The 19706-nt window shown below is 68.6% G+C and carries 15 protein-coding genes and 1 pseudogene; 12 read left to right on the plus strand and 4 right to left on the minus strand.

Annotated features, from left to right (window positions below; genetic code table 11):
• Positions 1 to 53 precede the first annotated feature (53 nt).
• The 11 genes from trpC (at position 54) to ASJ79_RS03780 (ending at position 14984) form a co-directional block, all read left to right on the plus strand.
• Positions 54 to 872 (plus strand): indole-3-glycerol phosphate synthase TrpC, encoded by an 819-nt coding sequence (gene trpC, locus ASJ79_RS03730; protein ID WP_067953322.1) that lies wholly within the window; start codon positions 54 to 56, stop codon positions 870 to 872.
• Positions 873 to 2135 (plus strand): tryptophan synthase subunit beta, encoded by a 1263-nt coding sequence (trpB, locus tag ASJ79_RS03735; protein WP_067953324.1) that lies wholly within the window; start codon positions 873 to 875, stop codon positions 2133 to 2135.
• Positions 2132 to 2920 (plus strand): tryptophan synthase subunit alpha, encoded by a 789-nt coding sequence (gene trpA / locus ASJ79_RS03740; protein ID WP_067953327.1) that lies wholly within the window; start codon positions 2132 to 2134, stop codon positions 2918 to 2920. The genes trpB and trpA overlap by 4 nt, the downstream gene beginning before the upstream one ends.
• Entirely contained in the window at positions 2917 to 5154 is a 2238-nt protein-coding gene (lgt, locus tag ASJ79_RS03745) for a prolipoprotein diacylglyceryl transferase (protein ID WP_067953328.1), read from the plus strand. The genes trpA and lgt overlap by 4 nt, the downstream gene beginning before the upstream one ends.
• Before the next feature lie 132 nt (positions 5155 to 5286).
• A complete protein-coding gene (locus ASJ79_RS03750; RefSeq protein WP_067953330.1) occupies positions 5287 to 5577 on the plus strand; it encodes a hypothetical protein in 291 nt (96 codons plus the stop codon).
• A gap of 78 nt (positions 5578 to 5655) precedes the next feature.
• A complete protein-coding gene (locus ASJ79_RS03755; protein ID WP_067953332.1) occupies positions 5656 to 6090 on the plus strand; it encodes an NINE protein in 435 nt (144 codons plus the stop codon).
• Positions 6080 to 6493: a DUF2752 domain-containing protein gene (locus ASJ79_RS03760; RefSeq protein ID WP_067953334.1), complete on the plus strand. Its 414-nt coding sequence runs from the start codon at positions 6080 to 6082 to the stop codon at positions 6491 to 6493. Before ASJ79_RS03755 ends, ASJ79_RS03760 begins: the two co-directional genes overlap by 11 nt.
• A gap of 79 nt (positions 6494 to 6572) precedes the next feature.
• Entirely contained in the window at positions 6573 to 11129 is a 4557-nt protein-coding gene (gene gltB / locus ASJ79_RS03765) for a glutamate synthase large subunit (RefSeq protein ID WP_067953335.1), read from the plus strand.
• Complete coding sequence (locus ASJ79_RS03770) at positions 11122 to 12630, plus strand: glutamate synthase subunit beta (protein ID WP_067953337.1); 1509 nt, start codon at positions 11122 to 11124, stop codon at positions 12628 to 12630. The genes gltB and ASJ79_RS03770 overlap by 8 nt, the downstream gene beginning before the upstream one ends.
• 27 nt (positions 12631 to 12657) lie before the next feature.
• Positions 12658 to 14076, plus strand: coding sequence for a pyruvate kinase (gene pyk / locus ASJ79_RS03775; protein WP_067953339.1), 1419 nt, complete (start codon positions 12658 to 12660; stop codon positions 14074 to 14076).
• A gap of 26 nt (positions 14077 to 14102) precedes the next feature.
• On the plus strand, positions 14103 to 14984 hold the full coding sequence (locus ASJ79_RS03780) for an acyl-CoA thioesterase II (RefSeq protein ID WP_067953341.1): 882 nt from the start codon (positions 14103 to 14105) through the stop codon (positions 14982 to 14984).
• On the opposite strand, the gene ASJ79_RS03785 is transcribed toward ASJ79_RS03780, so the two are convergent.
• Both ASJ79_RS03785 and ASJ79_RS03790 read right to left on the minus strand, forming a co-directional pair.
• Positions 14968 to 15495: a DUF4190 domain-containing protein gene (locus tag ASJ79_RS03785; protein ID WP_067953343.1), complete on the minus strand. Its 528-nt coding sequence runs from the start codon at positions 15493 to 15495 to the stop codon at positions 14968 to 14970. The genes ASJ79_RS03780 and ASJ79_RS03785 overlap by 17 nt on opposite strands.
• Positions 15492 to 16142: pseudogene (locus ASJ79_RS03790) on the minus strand (ATP-binding cassette domain-containing protein); the annotation flags it as partial. The pseudogene ASJ79_RS03790 and the gene ASJ79_RS03785, both read right to left, overlap by 4 nt.
• Before the next feature lie 318 nt (positions 16143 to 16460).
• On the opposite strand from ASJ79_RS03790, the gene ASJ79_RS03795 reads away from it, so the two are divergent.
• Positions 16461 to 17624, plus strand: coding sequence for a D-alanyl-D-alanine carboxypeptidase family protein (locus ASJ79_RS03795; RefSeq protein WP_369803607.1), 1164 nt, complete (start codon positions 16461 to 16463; stop codon positions 17622 to 17624).
• Here the strand turns inward: ASJ79_RS03795 and yhjD are convergent.
• Together yhjD and trpS are read right to left on the minus strand one after the other, a co-directional pair.
• A complete protein-coding gene (gene yhjD / locus ASJ79_RS03800; RefSeq protein ID WP_067953347.1) occupies positions 17621 to 18664 on the minus strand; it encodes an inner membrane protein YhjD in 1044 nt (347 codons plus the stop codon). The two genes, ASJ79_RS03795 and yhjD, sit on opposite strands and share 4 nt — an antisense overlap.
• A 16-nt stretch (positions 18665 to 18680) precedes the next feature.
• Entirely contained in the window at positions 18681 to 19694 is a 1014-nt protein-coding gene (trpS, locus tag ASJ79_RS03805) for a tryptophan--tRNA ligase (RefSeq protein WP_067953362.1), read from the minus strand.
• Positions 19695 to 19706 lie beyond the last annotated feature (12 nt).

Genomic DNA, 19706 nt, shown 5'->3' on the forward strand with positions numbered 1-19706 from the left:
GACTACCCTTCGTTATGAATCGGACGGCCGTCAGGGGAAGGGAAACGACGCCTATGGGTTCGGCGACCGTGCTCGACTCCATCATCGAGGGAGTCCGCGCTGACGTTGCCGCTCGCGAAGCCGTCGTCAGCTTGGACGAGGTCAAGGAGCAGGCCAGGCGCGCCCCGGCGCCGATCGACGTGATGGCCGCGCTGCGTGCGCCCGGTATCGCAGTCATCGCCGAGGTCAAGCGGGCCAGCCCGTCGCGCGGAGAGTTGGCCCCGATCGGCGATCCGGCCGCGCTCGCCCGTGCCTACGAGGACGGCGGTGCGCGGGTCATCAGCGTGCTGACCGAACAGCGGCGCTTCAACGGCTCACTGGACGATCTCGACGCGGTGCGCGCCGCAGTGTCGATTCCCGTGCTGCGCAAGGACTTTATCGTTCGGCCCTACCAGATCCACGAAGCCCGGGCCCACGGTGCGGACATGCTGCTGCTGATCGTGGCGGCTCTCGAACAGCCCGCGCTGGAGTCGCTTCTCGAGCGCACCGAATCGCTGGGCATGACGGCCCTGGTCGAGGTGCACACCGAGGAGGAGGCGGACAGGGCCCTGCAGGCGGGTGCGTCGGTGATCGGGGTGAACGCCCGTGATCTCAAGACCCTGGAGGTCGACCGGGACTGCTTCGCCAGGATCGCCCCCGGACTGCCGAGCAAGGTGATCCGCGTCGCCGAGTCGGGCGTGCGCGGCACCGCCGACCTGCTGGCCTACGCCGGCGCCGGTGCCGATGCGGTGCTCGTCGGCGAGGGCCTCGTCACCAGTGGGGATCCGCGCGGCGCTGTCGCCGACCTGGTCACCGCCGGCACCCATCCGTCGTGCCCGAAACCCGCGCGTTAAGTGGTCGACTTCGCCGGTCCCGAACTGCCGCGCGCCAGCGCCGCGGTCGCCGAGCCCACGTCCCACGACCCCGACGAGCGGGGTCACTTCGGTGTCTACGGCGGCAGGTACGTCCCCGAGGCGCTGATGGCCGTCATCGAGGAGGTGACCGCCGCCTACGAGAAGGCCCGCGGTGACCAGGCGTTCCTCGACGAACTCGACAGGCTGCAGCGGCACTACACCGGGCGACCGTCACCCCTGTACGAGGCCGAGCGGCTCAGCGAGCACGCCGGCGGTTCGCGGATCTTCCTGAAGCGAGAAGACCTCAACCACACCGGATCCCACAAGATCAACAACGTGCTGGGCCAGGCGCTGCTGGCCAAGCAGATGGGCAAGACCCGGGTCATCGCCGAGACGGGCGCGGGCCAGCACGGTGTCGCGACGGCGACGGCGTGCGCGTTGTTGGGCCTGGAGTGCGTCATCTACATGGGTGCCGTCGACACTGCGCGTCAGGCGCTCAACGTGGCCCGGATGCGGTTGCTCGGAGCGTCGGTGGTCGCGGTGGAGTCCGGTTCGAAGACGTTGAAGGACGCGATCAACGAGACCTTCCGCGACTGGGTCACCAATGCCGACAACACGTACTACTGCTTCGGCACGGCCGCGGGCCCGCACCCGTTCCCGATGATGGTGCGTGACTTCCAGCGGGTGATCGGCCTGGAAGCACGCGCCCAGATGCTCGACCAGGCCCACCGGTTGCCCGACGCGGTCGTCGCTTGCGTGGGCGGCGGGTCCAACGCCATCGGGATCTTCCACGCGTTCATCGACGATCCCGGTGTGCAGCTGTTCGGGTTCGAAGCCGCCGGTGACGGCGTCGAAACCGGCCGCCACGCCGCGACGTTCACCGGTGGATCGCCGGGAGCCTTCCAGGGGTCGTACTCGTACCTGCTGCAGGACGAGGACGGTCAGACCATCGAGTCGCACTCCATCTCGGCGGGTCTGGACTATCCGGGGGTAGGCCCTGAGCACGCGTTGCTCAAGGACGTGGGCCGGGCTCAGTACCGGCCGATCACCGATACCGAGGCGATGGACGCACTGTCGCTGCTGAGCCGCACCGAGGGGATCATCCCGGCGATTGAATCCGCGCACGCGGTGGCCGGCGCCCTGAAGCTGGGCAGGGAGCTGGGATCCGGGTCCCTCATCCTGGTGAACGTGTCCGGTCGCGGCGACAAGGACGTCGAGACAGCGGCCAAGTGGTTCGGTCTGTTGGAGGACGGGGCGAAATGAGCCGGCTGGCTGGACTGTTCGATTCCTGCCGCGCCGAGAGCCGCTCGGCGCTGATCGGCTATCTGCCCACGGGATTCCCCGACGTCGAATCCTCCATCGCGGCGATGGTCGCTCTGGTCGAATCCGGCTGCGACATCGTCGAAGTCGGGGTCGCCTACTCCGACCCCGGTATGGACGGGCCGACGATCGCAGCGGCGACCGAGGTAGCACTGCGCGGGGGTGTTCGGGTGAACGACGCGCTGCGAGCGGTCGAGGCGATCAGCAACGCCGGCGGCAGTGCAGTGGTGATGACCTACTGGAACCCGGTGCTGCGCAAAGGTGTTGACACGTTTGCCCGGGACCTGGCCGCGGCGGGCGGACTGGGCATGATCACCCCGGATCTGATCCCGGACGAAGCAGAGGAGTGGCTGGCGGCTTCGGAAGCCCACGACCTCGACCGGATCTTCCTGGTGGCTCCGTCCTCGACACCGGAGCGGCTGGCCGCGACCGTGCGGGCCTCGCGAGGGTTCGTCTACGCGGCTTCGACGATGGGCGTCACCGGCGCCCGCGACGCGGTGTCGAACGCCGCGCCGGAGCTCGTGCGCCGGGTCAAATCGGTCTCCGACATCCCGGTCGGGGTGGGCCTGGGGGTTCGCTCACGGGAGCAGGCTGCCGAGATCGGCGCCTACGCCGACGGAGTCATCGTCGGATCGGCCCTGGTGTCGGCCCTCAAGGAGGGCATTCCGGCGGTGCGGGCGCTGACCGCGGAACTCGCTGACGGTGTGCGGCAGAGGATCACTGCGTGACAACGACGGTCCTGGCGTACATCCCCAGTCCATCTCAGGGGGTCTGGCACCTAGGGCCTTTCCCCGTCCGCGCCTACGCGCTGTTCATCATCGCCGGCATCATCGCCGCGCTGGTGATCGGGGACCGGCGATGGGTGGCCCGCGGCGGTGAGCCAGGCGTCATCTACGACGTCGCCTTGTGGGCGGTGCCTTTCGGTCTGATCGGCGGACGCCTGTACCACGTGATGACGGACTGGCGCACGTACTTCGGTGAGGGCGGCGTGGGTGCCGGCGCGGCACTGCGGATCTGGGACGGCGGCCTCGGTATCTGGGGAGCCGTGGCCCTCGGCGGTGTGGGCGCGTGGATAGCGTGCCGGCGCCGGGGCATACCGTTGCCCGCGTTCGGCGACGCGATCGCGCCGGGAATCGTGCTCGCGCAGGCGATCGGGCGTCTAGGCAACTATTTCAACCAGGAGCTCTACGGCCGCGAGACCACGCTGCCGTGGGGTCTGGAGATCTACGAACGGGTGAATGCGGCCGGGGTACCGGACTCGCTCAACGGGGTGTCGACCGGTGAGCTGATCCACGTCGTGCACCCGACGTTCCTGTACGAGTTGTTGTGGAACCTGCTGGTTTTCGCTGTGCTGATCCTGGTCGACCGCAGGTTCAACATCGGCCACGGCCGGCTGTTCGCGCTGTATGTCGCCGGGTACTGCGTGGGCCGGTTCTGGATCGAGCTGATGCGCAGCGACACCGCCACCGAACTCGCCGGCATCCGGATCAACTCGTTCACGTCGACGTTCATCTTCATCGGCGCCGTCGTCTACGTCATGGTGGCCCCCAAGGGCCGTGAGGATCCCGCGGCTCTCAAAGGCGAGCCGGCCGCAGATGCGGGCGTCGAGGACGTGGCCAAGGACGTCGCTGTCGCGTCCGCCGTGGGGATCGTGGCTGCCGCCAAGGTCGCCGAAGAAGACGAGGCGAGAGAATCGGCGGAGGACTCTGCGGAGCTAGAAGCCTTGGTCGCCGAGCTGGACGCCGTGGAGCCAGGCGACGAGGAGAAGGACGAGACCGAGGCTGGCGTCGGGTCGATAGACGGCGACGAGGTCGCCGAAGATCCGATGACGGAGACGGCGGAGTCCGCCGAGGACGAAGCTGGGCCGGAGGTCGCCGAGGCCGGTGGGCTGGGTTCGGTTGAGGGTGACGAGGCGGCTGAGGCTGTCGCGGGGGCCTCTGAGGCTCATGAGTCTGCGGTCGAGGGTGAGGCCGGCGCTGAGGAGTTGGTCGCCGAGGTCGACGCAGAGGCGGAGGAGCCTGCTGAGAACGAGGTCGGCCCGGAGGCCGCCGACGACGCTGTTGCAGCTGAAGTCGCTGAGCTCGAAACACAGTTGGTGACCGACGGGGACGCCGCTGAGAGCGAGGCTGGGCCGGAGGTCGCCGAGGCCGGTGGGCTGGGTTCGGTTGAGGGTGACGAGGCGGCTGAGGCTGTCGCGGGGGCCTCTGAGGCTCATGAGTCGGCGGTCGAGGGTGAGGCCGGCGCTGAGGAGTTGGTCGCCGAGGTCGACGCAGAGGCGGAGATCGCCGAGGATGCTGTCGGCGAGGACGAGTCTGATGTCGGTGAACAGGACGACGTTGCAGCTGAGGTCGCTGAGCTCGATACCGAGTCGGTGACCGAAGGGGAGGCCGCGGACAGCGACGCTGAGCCGGAGATCGCCGAGGATGCTGTCGGCGAGGACGAGTCTGATGTCGGCGAGCAGGACGACGTTGCAGCTGAGGTCGCTGAGCTCGATACCGAGTCGGTGACCGAAAGGGAGCCTGCGGAGGTCGTGGAGGTCGGTGGCCTGGGTTCGGTTGAAGGTGACGAGGCGGCTGAGGCTGTCGCGGGGGCCTCTGAGGCTCATGAGTCCGCGGTCGAGGGTGAGGCCGGCGGGGAGGCCGCGGACAGCGACGCTGAGCCGGAGGTCGCCGAGGGCGCTGTCAATGAGGCCGATGGGTCTGGTGTCGACAAGCAGGACGACGTCGCAGCTGAGGTCGCTGAGGTTGACGCCGAGTCGCTGACTGAGAGTGACGAGGCGGCCGAGACTGATGAGTCTGCCGTCGGAGGTGAGGCCGGCACTGAGGAGTCGGCCGCCGAGGTCGACGCCGAACCGGAAGTCAGGGAGACGGGCACCGGCGAAGCCGAATCGCCCTCTGGCGGTGTCAGATCCGAGGTCGTCGGACGAGTCCGTCAGTGGATCAGGCGGCGCCGGGATCGCTGACCGGACCCCTGCTGCAAGTCGCGAGCTCAAAGGCAGCGATAACAGGGTGGATAAGCGGTAGCGTTTTCCTGGCTGCAGGGTCGTCGACGGTTCTGCCGCCCCTGGCACTCGGCGGCCCGGACGGGAGGCACCATGAAGCGCTGCGTCGTCGGAACATTGGCTGCCCTGTTGATGGCTGCCCAGCTGATCGCCTCCGCTCCGTGGGCCAGTGCCGGTTGCCTGTACGGAGGAGGCTTCATCAGCAAGTGTGACGAACCGGTCCAGCCTGACGGCACCTGGCAACGTTGTGTGGGAGTTGCCCGCTGGGTCCCCAGCGGTTTCAGTTCCCACCTGGTGCCCGAGAAGCGGTGCGGCCTGATGGGCCCCGGCCGATTCTCGCCGGATCCCGCCTTCACCGACCCGCCGACGCACATCGACGGCTGAGCGCCGGAGCGACGCCCGCTACCGGCAGTCGCCCTCGGGACACCGGTTCGCGCGCGGGCGCTCTGGCATGCTGGTGTCATGACCGAGCCCCCCTTCAGCGGCAACGACGGCGGAAATCCGCATCCGCCACCACCGCCACCGCCACCGCCGGGCTATGCGCCATCGGGATCTCAGTACTCGCCGCCGCCGGGTTCCTATCCGCCGCCGGCGGGTGGGTTTCCTGCCGGGTACCCGGACCCGGCCGCGCCGTGGGGTCGCCATCCGGTGACAGGTGAACCGCTTTCGGAGAAATCCAAAGTGGTGGGCGGGCTGCTCCAACTCGTCGGGCTCCTGGGCCTGGTGGGCATCGGACGCATCTACCTGGGCTATATGAAGTTGGGCGTCATCCAGCTCGTCGTCGGGCTGGTCACCTGCGGGGTGGGCGCTGTCATCTGGGGCATCATCGACGCGATCCTCATCCTGACCGACAAGGTGCGCGATCCGGAGGGGCGTCCGCTGCGCGATGGCACCTAGCTCCGGCTCGGACACCCGGAACCGGCTGCTGCTCGGACTCGGCGCCGGCGTGGTCTCCGTCGGTGCCCTCGCCTACATCGGCATCGGCGACCCGCACAGCCCGACTTTCCTGTTCCCGCCGTGCCCGTTCAAGGCGCTGACGGGATGGAACTGTCCGGCCTGCGGCGGGCTGCGCATGACCCACGACCTGCTCCACGGGGATCTGGCCGCGGCGTTCGTCGACAACGCCTTCGTGCTCATCGGTGCGCCGCTGCTCCTGGCCTGGGTGCTGCTGCGGCGGCGGCAAGGCAGGCCCGCTCTGACCACACCCACCTACGTCGTCGTTCTCACCGCAGTCCTGGCATGGACCGTGATCCGCAACCTGCCGGGATTCCCGCTGGTCCCGACTGTTCTCGACGGGTGAGAGGGCCGCGCTGTTACACTCGGCAGACGGGCCGGTGCAGTCCCTGACGATGAAATCAGGACTGTGAAGGCGGGTTTCCATGCTCTTTTCGGCTCTGCCCGAACCCCAAGGCTTATACGACCCCGGCAACGAGGCGGATTCCTGCGGTGTGGCCATGGTGGTCGACATCCAGGGTCGTCGCTCGCATTCGATCGTCGCCGACGGCCTCATCGCCCTCGAACATCTCGAACACCGTGGGGCTGCGGGCGCCGAAGCCACCAGCGGTGACGGCGCCGGCATCCTGATCCAGCTTCCTGTCGACCTGTTGTCTGAGGTCGTCGACTTCCCGCTGCCCACCCCCGCCCCCGACGGCGCCAACACCTTCGCCGCCGGGATCTGTTACCTGCCGCAGGACCACGCCGCCCGCAACGAGGCCCGCGAGACCGTCGAAGCCATCGCCGTCGACGAGGGTCTTGAGGTGCTCGGTTGGCGCGAGATGCCCGTCGATCCCGACGGAGCCGAGTTGGGCGCGACGGCGCTCAACTGCATGCCCCACATGGCGCAGTTCTTCGTCGCCGCCCCGCAGCGCAATGGATCCCGGCCCGCCGGCATCGAACTCGACCGGCGCGTCTACCCGCTGCGTAAACGTGCCGAACGCGGCGGGGTCTACTTCCCGTCGCTGTCCAGCCGCACCATGGTCTACAAGGGCATGCTCACCACATTGCAGCTGCCGCAGTTCTTTGCAGACCTCCGCGACCAACGCTGCATCAGTGCCATCGCCATCGTGCACAGCCGCTTCTCCACCAACACGTTCCCGTCCTGGCCGTTGGCGCACCCGTTCAGGTTCGTCGCTCACAACGGCGAGATCAACACTGTGCGCGGCAACCGCAACCGCATGCACGCCCGGGAAGCCATGCTCGCAAGCGCCGCCATTCCGGGCGACCTGAGCAGGCTCTCGCCGATCTGCACGCCCGACGCATCCGACTCGGCCTCCTTCGACGAGGTCCTCGAGTTGCTGCACCTCGGTGGGCGCAGCCTGCCGCACGCCGTACTGATGATGATCCCCGAAGCGTGGGAGAACAACACCACGATGGAGGCGGACGAGCGCGCCTTCTGGCAGTTCCACGCCTCGTTGATGGAGCCCTGGGACGGACCGGCCTGCGTCACCTTCACCGACGGAACGCTCGTCGGTGCGGTGCTGGACCGCAACGGATTACGGCCCGGACGTTGGTGGCGGACCATCGACGACCGCGTCATCCTCGCCAGCGAGGCCGGCGTTCTGGACGTACCGTCGGCCGAGATCGTCGCCAAGGGCAGGCTGCAGCCCGGCAAGATGTTCCTGGTCGACACCGCGGCGGGCCGTATCGTCTCCGACGACGAGATCAAGGAGAAACTCGCCCAAGCCGAACCGTACGGCGAATGGCTGCATTCCGGTCTGCTCGAGCTGGCGACACTGCCCGAGCGCGCGCGGGTGCAGCCCAACCACGAATCGGTGGTCCGTCGTCAGGTGAGCTTCGGCTACACCGAAGAGGAGCTGCGGATCCTGCTGTCCCCGATGGCGGCCTCGGGCGCCGAGCCGCTGGGTTCGATGGGCACCGACACCCCCGTCGCCGTGCTGTCGCAGCGGTCGAAGCTGCTCTACGACTACTTCGTGGAGCTGTTCGCCCAGGTGACAAACCCACCGCTGGACGCCATCCGGGAACAGGTCGTGACGTCGATGGCCCGCATCATGGGCCCCGAGCAGAACCTGTTGGAGCCCTCGGCCGCGTCGTGTCGCCAGATCAAGCTCGACTGGCCGGTCCTGGACAACGACGAGCTCAACAAGATCGTCCACATCAACGACGACGGTGAACATCCCGGGCTGCGTACCGCGGTGCTGCGCGCGCTTTACGACGTCGAGCGCGGTGGGGAAGGACTGGCCGAGGCCCTCGAGGAGCTGCGCCTGCGCGCCTGCGATGCCATCGCCAAAGGCGCTCGGACGCTGGTGATCTCGGATCGGGATTCCGACCACACCAAGGCGCCGATCCCGTCGCTGCTGGCCGTGGCCGCCGTGCATCACCACCTGGTGCGCACCAAGGAGCGCACGACCGTGGCCCTGGTCGTCGAGACCGGCGACGCCCGCGAGGTCCACCACATCGCGATGCTGATCGGCTTCGGCGCGGCCGCCGTGAATCCGTACCTGGCCTTCGAGTCCATCGAGGATCTCATCCGCGAAGGTGAACTCACCGGGATCGAACCGGCCGCGGCGGTACGCAATTACCTCAAGGCGCTCGGCAAGGGCGTGATGAAGGTGATGAGCAAGATGGGCATCTCGACGGTCGCCTCGTACACCGCCGCCCAGGCGTTCGAAGCCGTCGGCATCGACAAGGCCGTCATCGACGAGTACTTCACCGGCACACCCTCCCAGCTCGGCGGCATCGGTCTCGACGTCATCGCCGAGGAGGTCAAGCTGCGGCACCGCCGCGCCTACCCCGAGAACCCCACCGAGCGCGTGCACCGGCGCCTGGAGGTCGGCGGCGAATACGCATACCGGCGCGAGGGTGAGCTGCACCTGTTCAGCCCCGAAGTGGTGTTCCTGCTTCAGCATTCCACCCGCACCGGCCGCTACGAGGTCTTCGAGAAGTACTCCGCGGAAGTGGACCGGCTGGCTCGCGAAGGCGGTGCCCTGCGCGGTCTGTTCGAGTTAAGGAAGGGGCTGCGCCCGCCGGTGCCGTTGGACGAGGTCGAGTCCGCCGACTCGATCGTCACCCGGTTCAACACCGGTGCGATGAGCTACGGGTCGATCTCGGCCGAGGCGCACGAGACGATGGCCGTGGCGATGAACAACCTCGGCGGACGGTCGAACTCCGGTGAGGGCGGCGAGGACGTCGAACGGCTCTACGACGCGAAGCGGCGCAGCGCCGTCAAACAGGTCGCCTCGGGCCGCTTCGGCGTCACCAGTGATTACCTGGTCAATGCCACCGACATCCAGATCAAGATGGCTCAGGGCGCCAAACCCGGTGAGGGCGGCCAGCTTCCGGGCTACAAGGTGTACCCGAACATCGCCAAGACCCGTCACTCGACACCGGGGGTGGGGCTCATCTCACCGCCGCCGCACCACGACATCTACTCGATCGAGGACCTCGCGCAGCTCATCCACGACCTGAAGAACGCCAACTCCGACGCGCGTATCCACGTCAAGCTGGTCAGCTCCGTCGGCGTCGGGACGGTCGCCGCCGGCGTGTCGAAGGCGCACGCCGACGTCGTGCTCATCTCCGGCTACGACGGTGGCACCGGCGCCGCGCCGTTGACCAGCCTCAAGCATGCCGGGGCACCGTGGGAGATCGGCCTTGCCGACACCCAGCAGACGCTGATGCTCAACGGACTGCGGGACCGCATCACCGTCCAGTGCGACGGCGGCATGCGCACCGCCCGGGACGTGATGGTCGCGATGCTGCTCGGCGCCGAGGAATACGGATTCGCGACCGCGCCGCTGGTGGTGGCCGGGTGCATCATGATGCGGGTGTGTCATCTCGACACCTGCCCGGTCGGGGTGGCCACCCAGAACCCGGAACTGCGGGCACGCTTCACCGGTAAGCCGGAGTTCGTGGAGAACTTCTTCCGGTTCATCGCCGAGGACATCCGCAGGTATCTGGCCGAATTGGGCTTCCGCAGCGTCGACGAGGCGGTCGGACACGTCGAAATGCTGGACACCGCCGAGGGAGTCGCGCACTGGAAGAGCAAGGGTCTGGACCTCGGCCCGATCTTCGCGGTGCCGCCCGACGCCCACACCGGGCAACCTTCGCCGCGCCGCCGGATCCGCGACCAGTACCACGCGTTGGATCAGGCGCTCGACCAGACGCTCATCCAACTGGCCGAAGGCGCCCTCGAAGACGCGCATCCGGTGCGCCTCGAACTGCCTGTGCGTAACGTCAACCGCACCGTCGGCACCCTGCTCGGCAGCGAGATCACCCGCCGCTACGGTGCGCAGGGCCTGCCCGAGGACACGGTCCACATCACGCTGACCGGATCGGCGGGACAGTCCCTCGGGGCGTTCCTGCCGCCGGGGGTCACGCTGGAACTCGTCGGCGACGCCAACGACTACGTGGGCAAAGGTCTCTCCGGCGGCAAGATCATCGTCAAACCCCAGGACGACGTGCTGTTCCTGCCCGAGGACAACGTGATCGCGGGCAACACACTGCTGTTCGGCGCCACCTCCGGTGAGCTGTACCTGCGCGGCCGGGTGGGGGAGCGGTTCGCGGCGCGGAACTCGGGTGCGCTGACCGTCGTGGAGGGCGTGGGTGACCATGCCTGCGAGTACATGACCGGTGGGCGAGTCGTGGTCCTCGGCAAGGTCGGCCGCAACATGGCGGCCGGCATGTCGGGAGGCATCGCGTTCGTGCTCGGTCTGGAATCGAGACGGGTGAACACCGAGATGGTGGAGTTGCAGCCCCTCGAGCCCGAGGATCTCGCCTGGCTGCACGACGTCGTCGCGCGGCACGCCCGCTACACCGGCAGTACGGTCGCGAACTCCGTGCTGTCCGACTGGCCCAGGCGCAGCGCGCAATTCACCAAGATCATGCCGCGCGACTACCAGCGCGTGCTGGAAGCGACCCGGATGGCCAAGGCCGAGGGCCGGGATGTCGACTCTGCGATCATGGAGGCCAGCCGTGGCTGATCCACACGGATTTCTCGAAGTCCCCAAGGTCGAGGCCAGCAAGCGGCCGGTCGACGAACGCGTCGGCGACTGGCGCGAGGTCTACGAACGTCAGGACCCGCACCAGCGCGCCGGCGAGGTGTCCCAGCAGGCCCGTCGCTGCATGGACTGCGGAATCCCGTTCTGCCATTCCGGAACTGCCGGCTGCCCGCTGGGGAACCTGATCCCGGAGTGGAACGACCTGGTGCGGCGTGGCCGATGGGACGCGGCCAGTGACCGTCTGCACGCGACCAACAACTTCCCGGAGTTCACCGGACGGCTCTGCCCGGCGCCGTGCGAGGCGGCCTGCGTGCTCTCGATCTCCGAGGAGCACACCGGCGGCAGCGTCACGATCAAGCGCATCGAGCAGACGATCGCCGACCAGGCCTGGATGGACGGCATCGTCGAACCCCAGCCCGCGGCGATCTCGACCGGCAAGAAGGTCGCGGTGGTCGGTTCGGGTCCGGCGGGTCTGGCCGCCGCGCAGCAGCTCACCCGGGCCGGACATGACGTGACCGTCTACGAGCGCGACGACCGCATCGGCGGGTTGATGCGCTATGGCATCCCGGAATACAAGCTGGAGAAGTCCGTCCTGAACCAGCGCTTGGCTCAGATGCGGGCCGAGGGAACACGTTTCGTCACCGAGTGCGAGGTCGGGGTGGACCTGCCGGTCGAGCAGCTGCGCGCTCAGCACGACGCCGTCGTGCTCGCCGTCGGCGCGCTGCGCGCCCGGGACAACCATGTCGAGGGCCGTGACCTCAACGGCGTGCACCTGGCGATGGAGCATCTGGTGCCCGCCAACAAGGAGTGCGAGGGCGACGGGCCGAGCGAGATCAGCGCCGAGGGCAAGCACGTCGTGATCATCGGCGGTGGTGACACCGGCGCCGACTGTCTGGGTACCGCGCACCGGCAGGGCGCCTTATCGGTGACCCAGCTCGACTACAACCCCGAACCGCCCGAGCAGCGCGACGATTCCCTGTCGCCGTGGCCGACATGGCCGATCGTGTTGCGCACCCGGCTGTCCCCGGCCCACGCCGAGGGCGGGCACCGCCGCTATGAAGTCGCGGTCCAGCGCTTCCTCGGTGACGACCGCGGCAATCTGCGGGCGATGGAGATCGCCGAGGTGAAGGTGGAGCGCGACGACACCGGCCGCAGGCACATCGTCCCGGTCGGCCAGACCTTTGAGATCCCGTGTGAGCTGGCGTTGCTGGCCATCGGGTTCGAAGGCGTCGAGCACATGGCACTGCTCGACGAGCTGGGCCTGACCCTGAGCCGGCGGGGCACGCTGTCGTGCGGACCGGACTGGCAGACCGAGGTGCCCGGGGTGTTCACCTGCGGGGACGCACACCGCGGTGCGTCGCTGATCGTCTGGGCCATCGCCGAGGGCCGCAGCGCTGCAAACGCCGTCGATGCCTACCTGATGGGTGACTCCGACCTGCCGGCACCGGTCCGTCCGGGCACGCTGCCGCTGGCCGTCGTCTGAATCGATTAACGACTATGCTCAGGAGTCGTGACTAGACGCGGAAAAATCGTCTGTACGCTTGGCCCGGCCACCGCTTCCGACGAGGCCGTCAGGCAATTGGTCGAGTCCGGAATGGACGTCGCCCGGCTCAACTTCAGCCACGGCGACTACCCGGATCACGAGGCCAATTACAAGCGTGTCCGGGCCGCTTCGGACGCGACCGGGCGAGCGGTCGGAATCCTCGCTGACCTGCAGGGCCCGAAGATCCGGCTCGGCCGGTTCGCCGACGGTCCGACCGTCTGGGCCAACGGCGAGACGGTCCGGATCACCGTCGAGGACTTCGCGGGCACCCACGACCGGGTGTCGACGACCTACAAACGGCTGGCCCAGGATGCGCGGCCCGGAGACCGGGTCCTCGTCGACGACGGCAACGTCGGTCTGGTCGTCGAACACATCGACGGCAACGACGTCGTCTGCACCGTCACCGAGGGCGGCAGGGTCAGCAACAACAAGGGCATGTCGCTGCCCGGCATGAACGTCTCGGCGCCCGCGCTCTCGGAGAAGGACATCGACGACCTCGAGTTCGCGGTGCGTCTCGGTGTCGACCTGGTTGCACTGTCGTTCGTCCGATCGCCCGCCGACGTCGAGCTGGTGCACGAGGTGATGGACCGTGTCGGCCGCCGGGTTCCCGTCATCGCGAAACTGGAGAAGCCCGAGGCGATCGACAACCTCGAAGCCATCGTGCTGGCCTTCGACGCGATCATGGTCGCGCGCGGTGACCTCGGGGTGGAGCTGCCGCTCGAAGAGGTGCCGCTGGTCCAGAAGCGCGCCATCCAAATGGCAAGGGAGAACGCGAAACCCGTCATCGTGGCGACCCAGATGCTGGAGTCGATGATCGAGAACTCGCGGCCCACCCGCGCCGAGGCCTCCGATGTCGCCAACGCGGTGCTCGACGGCGCCGACGCGGTGATGTTGTCGGGGGAGACCTCGGTGGGCAAGTTCCCGTTCGAGACGGTGCGCACCATGGCGCGCATCATCTCCGCGGTCGAGGAGAACTCGGTGGCCGCGCCGCCGCTGACCCATGTGCCGCGCACCAAACGCGGGGTCATCTCCTACGCCGCGCGGGACATCGGGGAGCGCCTCGACGCCAAGGCGCTGGTCGCGTTCACCCAGTCCGGCGACACGGTGCGACGCCTGGCCAGGCTGCATACGCCGCTGCCGGTGCTGGCGTTCACCGCGCTGCCCGAGGTCCGCAGTCAGCTCGCGCTGACCTGGGGCACCGAGACGTTCATCGTCCCGCACATCGAGACCACCGACGGAATGATCCGTCAGGTCGACAAGTCGATGCTCGACCTGGGCCGCTACAAGCGGGGCGACCTGGTGGTCATCGTCGCGGGTGCTCCGCCCGGCACAGTAGGCTCCACGAATCTGATCCACGTCCACCGCATCGGAGAGGACGACGTCTAGCGTCGCGCCGAACTAGGAGGTACCGAGTGTCGTCGCAGGCCGACTTCGAGGAGCTGCTGGCGATTCTTCACCTCGAACGACTCGACGACGACACCTTCGTCGGTGCACATCCGAGCAAGAACCCGGTGCGCACCTTCGGCGGTCAGATGATGGCGCAGGCGTTCGTCGCGGCCGGCCGTAGCCTCAGGTACCCCACCCCGCCCAGTGCGTTGTCGGTGCACTTCATCGCCGGCGGCGACCCCGAGCTGGACCTCGAGTTCCATGTGGTGCGGCTGCGCGACGAACGCCGGTTCGCCAACCGCCGCGTCGACGTCATGCAGAAAGGCCAGTTGCTGACCACCGCGATGGTGTCCTACCTGGCCGGCGGGAAGGGACTTGAGCACGGCGTGCAGCCGCCGCCGCTGACCGACCCGCTCACGGTGCCGCCCATCGACGACCTGTTGCGGGGCTACGAGCAGGTCGTCCCGCACTTCGCCAACGCGCTGCGTCCCATCGAGTGGCGCTACACCAACGACCCCGCGTGGATCATGCGGGACAAGGGCGAGAAGCTCACCCACAACCGGGTCTGGATGAAGGCCCAGGGCGTGATGCCCGACGATCCGGTGCTGCACACCGCGGCGATGGTGTACTCGTCGGACACCACGGTGCTCGACTCGATCATCACCACCCACGGTCTGTCGTGGGGGCATGACCGGATCTTCGCCGTGACCACCAACCACTCGGTGTGGTTCCACCGGCCGGTGCGGTTCGACGACTGGGTGTTGTACTCGACGACGTCACCGGTCGCCGCGGAGTCCCGCGGTCTGGGCAGCGGGCACTTCTTCGACCGCTCGGGTCAGCCGCTGGCCACAGTGGTGCAGGAGGGCATCGTCAAATACTTCCCGGGGCGGGCTACGGCGTCGGTGTGACGGTGATCGAGAAGGATTCCTCCACCCGCTGAGTGAACTCGTCGGCGCACTGTTGCACGGCCTGCTGGTCGGATCCGGCCCGCTGGAGGCATTCGACGTAGTCGCCACCGCCGAGATCCTTGAACAGCGCCACCCCGAGGGTCGCGTAGATCGCGACGATCACCAGGCTTGCCACAATCGCCACGGCGCCGAGCACGATCCCGGCCAGCGCGACGCCGCCGTTGGTGGCCTCGCCGCGCTTGACCCGTCCGCGGGCAAGGAATCCCAGAACGATCGCGGCGATGCCGAGCAGCACGCCGCCGGCGACCGTCCAGCACAGCAGCAGGCCGACGATCGCGAGCACCAACGCGGCGGTGCCCAGACCGTTCCGCGGCGGCGCCGGGACAGGTGGCGGGAACTCGCCGTACCCCCCGTACCCGCCATATCCCCCGTATGCGCCGTAGGGCTGGGGCGGATAGCCGCCCGGGTAGCTGCCGGGGGGAGGAGGCGGCGGGGGCGGCGGTTCGCTCATGGTGGTGAGATTACCGTCACAGGCACGTCATCCGGCAGATGGTGAGTGGCGACGACGACGGTGCGCTCCGGACCGAACAAGGCTCCGGGGGTGAGGATGTCGGTCAGCATCCGATCGGCGTCGGACGCGTCGAGATGCTCGGTCGGTTCGTCGAGGAGGATCGTCGGCGCCGTCGACACCAGCGCCCGCGCCAGCAGCAACCGCCTGCGCTGTCCGGCCGACACCGCCGCGGCGCCGCCGGCGAGCATGGTCGAGAGCCCGTCGGGCAGTCCGTCGAGCCACCGGCCGAGGCCTGCGCGGTTCAACGCATCCCGCAACTCGTCGTCGGTGGCGTCGCCGCGCGCGACGAGCAGGTTGTCCCGCACCGTGGTGGAGAACAGGTGGGCATCCTCGGCGAAGAACGCTCCCGGGGTCCGCATCAACAGCGTGGTCTTGCCGCTGCCGCTCGGACCGACGACAGCGACTCGGTCGCCGGGTTCGAGCTGCAGCGCGGCGAGGTCGGGCCGACGGTGGTCGCTGTCGGTCGGCTCGGTCAGCGCGAGCAGACGCCGGGCGGCGATGCGGCCCCGGGTGAGCGCGACGGCGGCACCCGGCAGTGCCGCGGTCGCCTCGAACGCCGCCAACGGCACCAGCATCAGGATCGCGACGAGCCCCGACAACAGCCACCGGACGCGTCCGGGCCGGGTGGTGTCCTTGACCGTCCGCTTCCACACGTACAGGTGCATCAACGCCAGGATCGAACCGAGAACAAGAATGAACATGCACGCCCTTCGCGGGTTTCACAGGTGTCAACAGCCTAGTTCGGCACCGGGACGGTGCCCTCCCCGTGAGTCACACCTGAAACACCAACCACATCCGTCACCGCGAGCCTCCCCACTCCGGACCCCCTGGTCGCCTAATCTGCGCAGACGATGGCGACCTTACGGACTGTCTTGACGCGCGCGTCGGCGCTGGTCAGCGCCGCGATGCTGACGCTGGCGCCGATCGCGGCGGCCCAGCCGCCACCCGAAGCGGGCGTGTGTCCGTACCGGGAGACGACGCCGCCCGCGGTGGATGCGTCCGAGGTTCCCAAACCCGGCGACCCGACGCCCGGACCGCTTCCGGTGCCGGCCCAACCGGTGGGCGGCGACGCACTGGCCGGCTGCGGCGTGATCACCGCACCCGGTACACCCCCGGTCCCCGGGGACGTGTCCGCCGAGGCGTGGCTGGTCGCCGACCTGGACTCCGGTGACGTCATCGCCGCCCGCGATCCGCACGGCCGGCACCGGCCGGCGAGCGTGATCAAGGTGCTGACCGCGATGCAGGCGATCAACGACCTGCCGCTGCACAAGGTCGTCCCCGGCACCGAGGCGGACGCGGCGCAGGAGGGCACCAAGGTCGGGGTGGGCCCGGGCGGGTTCTACTCCGTCAACGACCTGCTGCACGGTCTGCTGATGTATTCGGGCAACGACGCGGCGCACGCGCTGGCCATGCAGATGGGCGGTATGCAGACCACGCTGACCAAGCTCAACGCGCTCGCCGACAAGCTGGGTGCGCGCGACACCAGGGTCGCGACCCCGTCAGGGCTGGACGGCCCCGGCATGAGCACCTCGGCCTACGACATCGGCCTGTTCTACCGGTACGCGTGGAACAACCCGGTGTTCACCGACATCGTGGCGACCCGCTCGTCGAACTTCCCCGGCCGCGACGGCGCCGGCTACCCGATCGAGAACGACAACAAGCTGCTGGCGAACTATCCGGGCGCGCTCGGCGGCAAGACCGGTTTCACCGACGACGCCGGGCAGACGTTCGTCGGCGCCGCCGCCCGCGACGGTCGCCGGCTGGTGGCGGTGCTGCTGCGCGGCACGCGGCAACCGATCGCGCCGTGGGAACAGGCCGCCCGGCTGCTCGACTACGGCTTCGCGGTCGCCCCGGGCACCAAGGTGGGGACGCTGATCGAGCCGGACCTGTCCCTCGGCGGTATCCACCCCGACGCGGCCACCGCGGACGTCGCCGCCACCAACGCCGCCGCCGCACTGCCCGGCGTCGACGCCACACCGGTGCGGGTCGGCGTCGGCGTGATCGGCGCGGTCATCGTGTTCAGCCTGATCATGGCCGCGCGCGCGGTGAACCGCCGGCCCGCCCGCTAGCGTCGACGCCACCGCGAAAGACTCAGCGCGCCAAGGGCTCCCACTGTCGCCGCGGCGGCCGCCTGCCACGCCTGCAGCCCGGGACGGTCGATGATCCGGTTGTTGATGACCGCAGGCCCGGGGGCGGGAACCGGTTCCTCGACCATGTTCTCGGGCATCGTCGCCGCCCAGGCGGTGGCGAACAGGATCAGCCGGGACACGATGTAGGCGAACACCATCAGACCCAGCACCGGCCCGAACGTCGCGCCGGCGGGGCCGGTGACCACCGACTTCAGGTACACCCCCGCGAAGTACTTGAAGATCTCGAACGCCACGGCCGCGAGCAGCCCGGCCCGCACGCTGCTGCGGAAGCTCACCGACTCCCGCGGCAACCGGAAGATCATGTAGGTGAACAACACCCAGGACACCAGCACCGCGACGACGACCGACGCGATGCGCAGCATCAGGCTCAGGCCCGGCGCGTCCTGGATCCCGAACCGGTCGAGCACATTGGCCATCACCGACATGTTCCCGAGCGCGGTCAACCCGAGGGTGACGATGATCGCGGCGAACGTGGTCAGCAGAGCCAGCAGGTCCGACAGCTTGGTCTTGACGAACCCGGGCAGCTCCTCGCGGTAGAGGCCCCACATCTGGCTGAGCGCCTCACGCAGGTTGGCCATCCACCCGAGCCCGGCCCACGCCGCGGCCGCCAACCCGATGATGCCGACGGTGCCGCGCGACTCGATCGCCGATTCCATCAACTCGACGAGCTGCTGACCGAGGTCGCCGCTGACCGCGGCGCGGATCCGCCCCTCGACCGCGTCGAGCAGCTCGGGCTGACTGGCCAGCACGAAGCCCCCCACCGAGAAGCCCAGCATCAGCAACGGGAACAGCGCGAAGATCGTGAAGTAGGTGATGCCGGCGGCGTAGAAGTCGCCCTTGGAGTCGTTGTAGCGCTGCTGGGCGCGCATCACGTGGTCGAACCACGGCATCCGGGCGCGCCACCGATCGAGGACGCCCGGTTTGCCCTCGGGGTCGGACGGTGCGGGCTGCGCTGTCATCCAACCCCCTTGTGAGTTAGCGAGCTGCCAGGAACCCTAGCCGGTCATATACCCGGCGCAGTGTGTGTCCAGACACCTCGCGGGCCCGCTGGGCACCCTTGGCCAGCACGCTCTCCAGCTCCGCGGGGTCGGCGAGCAACTCGTCGACGCGGTTCTTGATGGGCGTGACGAACTCGACGACCGCCTCGGCGGTCTCCTTCTTGAGGTCTCCGTAGCCGCGGCCGGCGTAGCCCTCGACGAGCTTGTCGATGTCGGCGCCGGTCACCGCAGACTGGATGGTCAGCAGGTTGGACACCCCGGGCTTGGCGTCCCGGTCGAACCGGATCTCGCGCTCGCTGTCGGTGACCGCCGAGCGAATCTTCTTGGCTGTCCTGGCCGGATCATCGAGCAGGCTGATCAGCCCGGCGTCGCTGTCGGCCGACTTGCTCATCTTGGCCGTCGGGTCCTGCAGGTCGTAGATCTTCGCGGTCGCCTTCGGGATCATCGCCTCGGGGACGACGAACGTGTCCGGGAACCGGGCGTTGATCCGCTGGGCGAGGTCGCGCGCGAGCTCGAGGTGCTGACGCTGATCCTCGCCCACGGGTACCAACTGGGTGCCGTAGAGCAGCACGTCGGCGGCCATCAGCACCGGATAGGTGAACAACCCGACCGTGGTCGAATCCGCACCCTGCCGCTGCGACTTGTCCTTGAACTGCGTCATCCGCGACGCCTGCCCGAAACCGGTGAAACATCCCAGCACCCACGCCAACTCGGAATGGGTGGGGACGTGGCTCTGCACGAACACCGTGGCCCGGTCGGGGTCGACACCCAGCGCGAGGTACTGCGCCGCGGTGGCCAGCGTGCGCCTGCGCAACGTCTCGGGATCCTGCGTGACGGTGATCGCGTGCAGGTCGACGACGCAGAAGTACGCGTCGTTGCCGTCTTGCAGGCTGACCCACTGGCTGACCGCGCCCAGCGCGTTGCCCAGGTGCAGGGAGTCAGACGTCGGTTGGGCGCCCGAGAAGACGACGGGCCTGGCTGTGTTGCTCATGGTGACACCCAT

The organism is Mycobacterium sp. NAZ190054 (assembly GCF_001545925.1).
In the GTDB taxonomy this organism is placed as follows: Bacteria; Actinomycetota; Actinomycetes; order Mycobacteriales; family Mycobacteriaceae; genus Mycobacterium.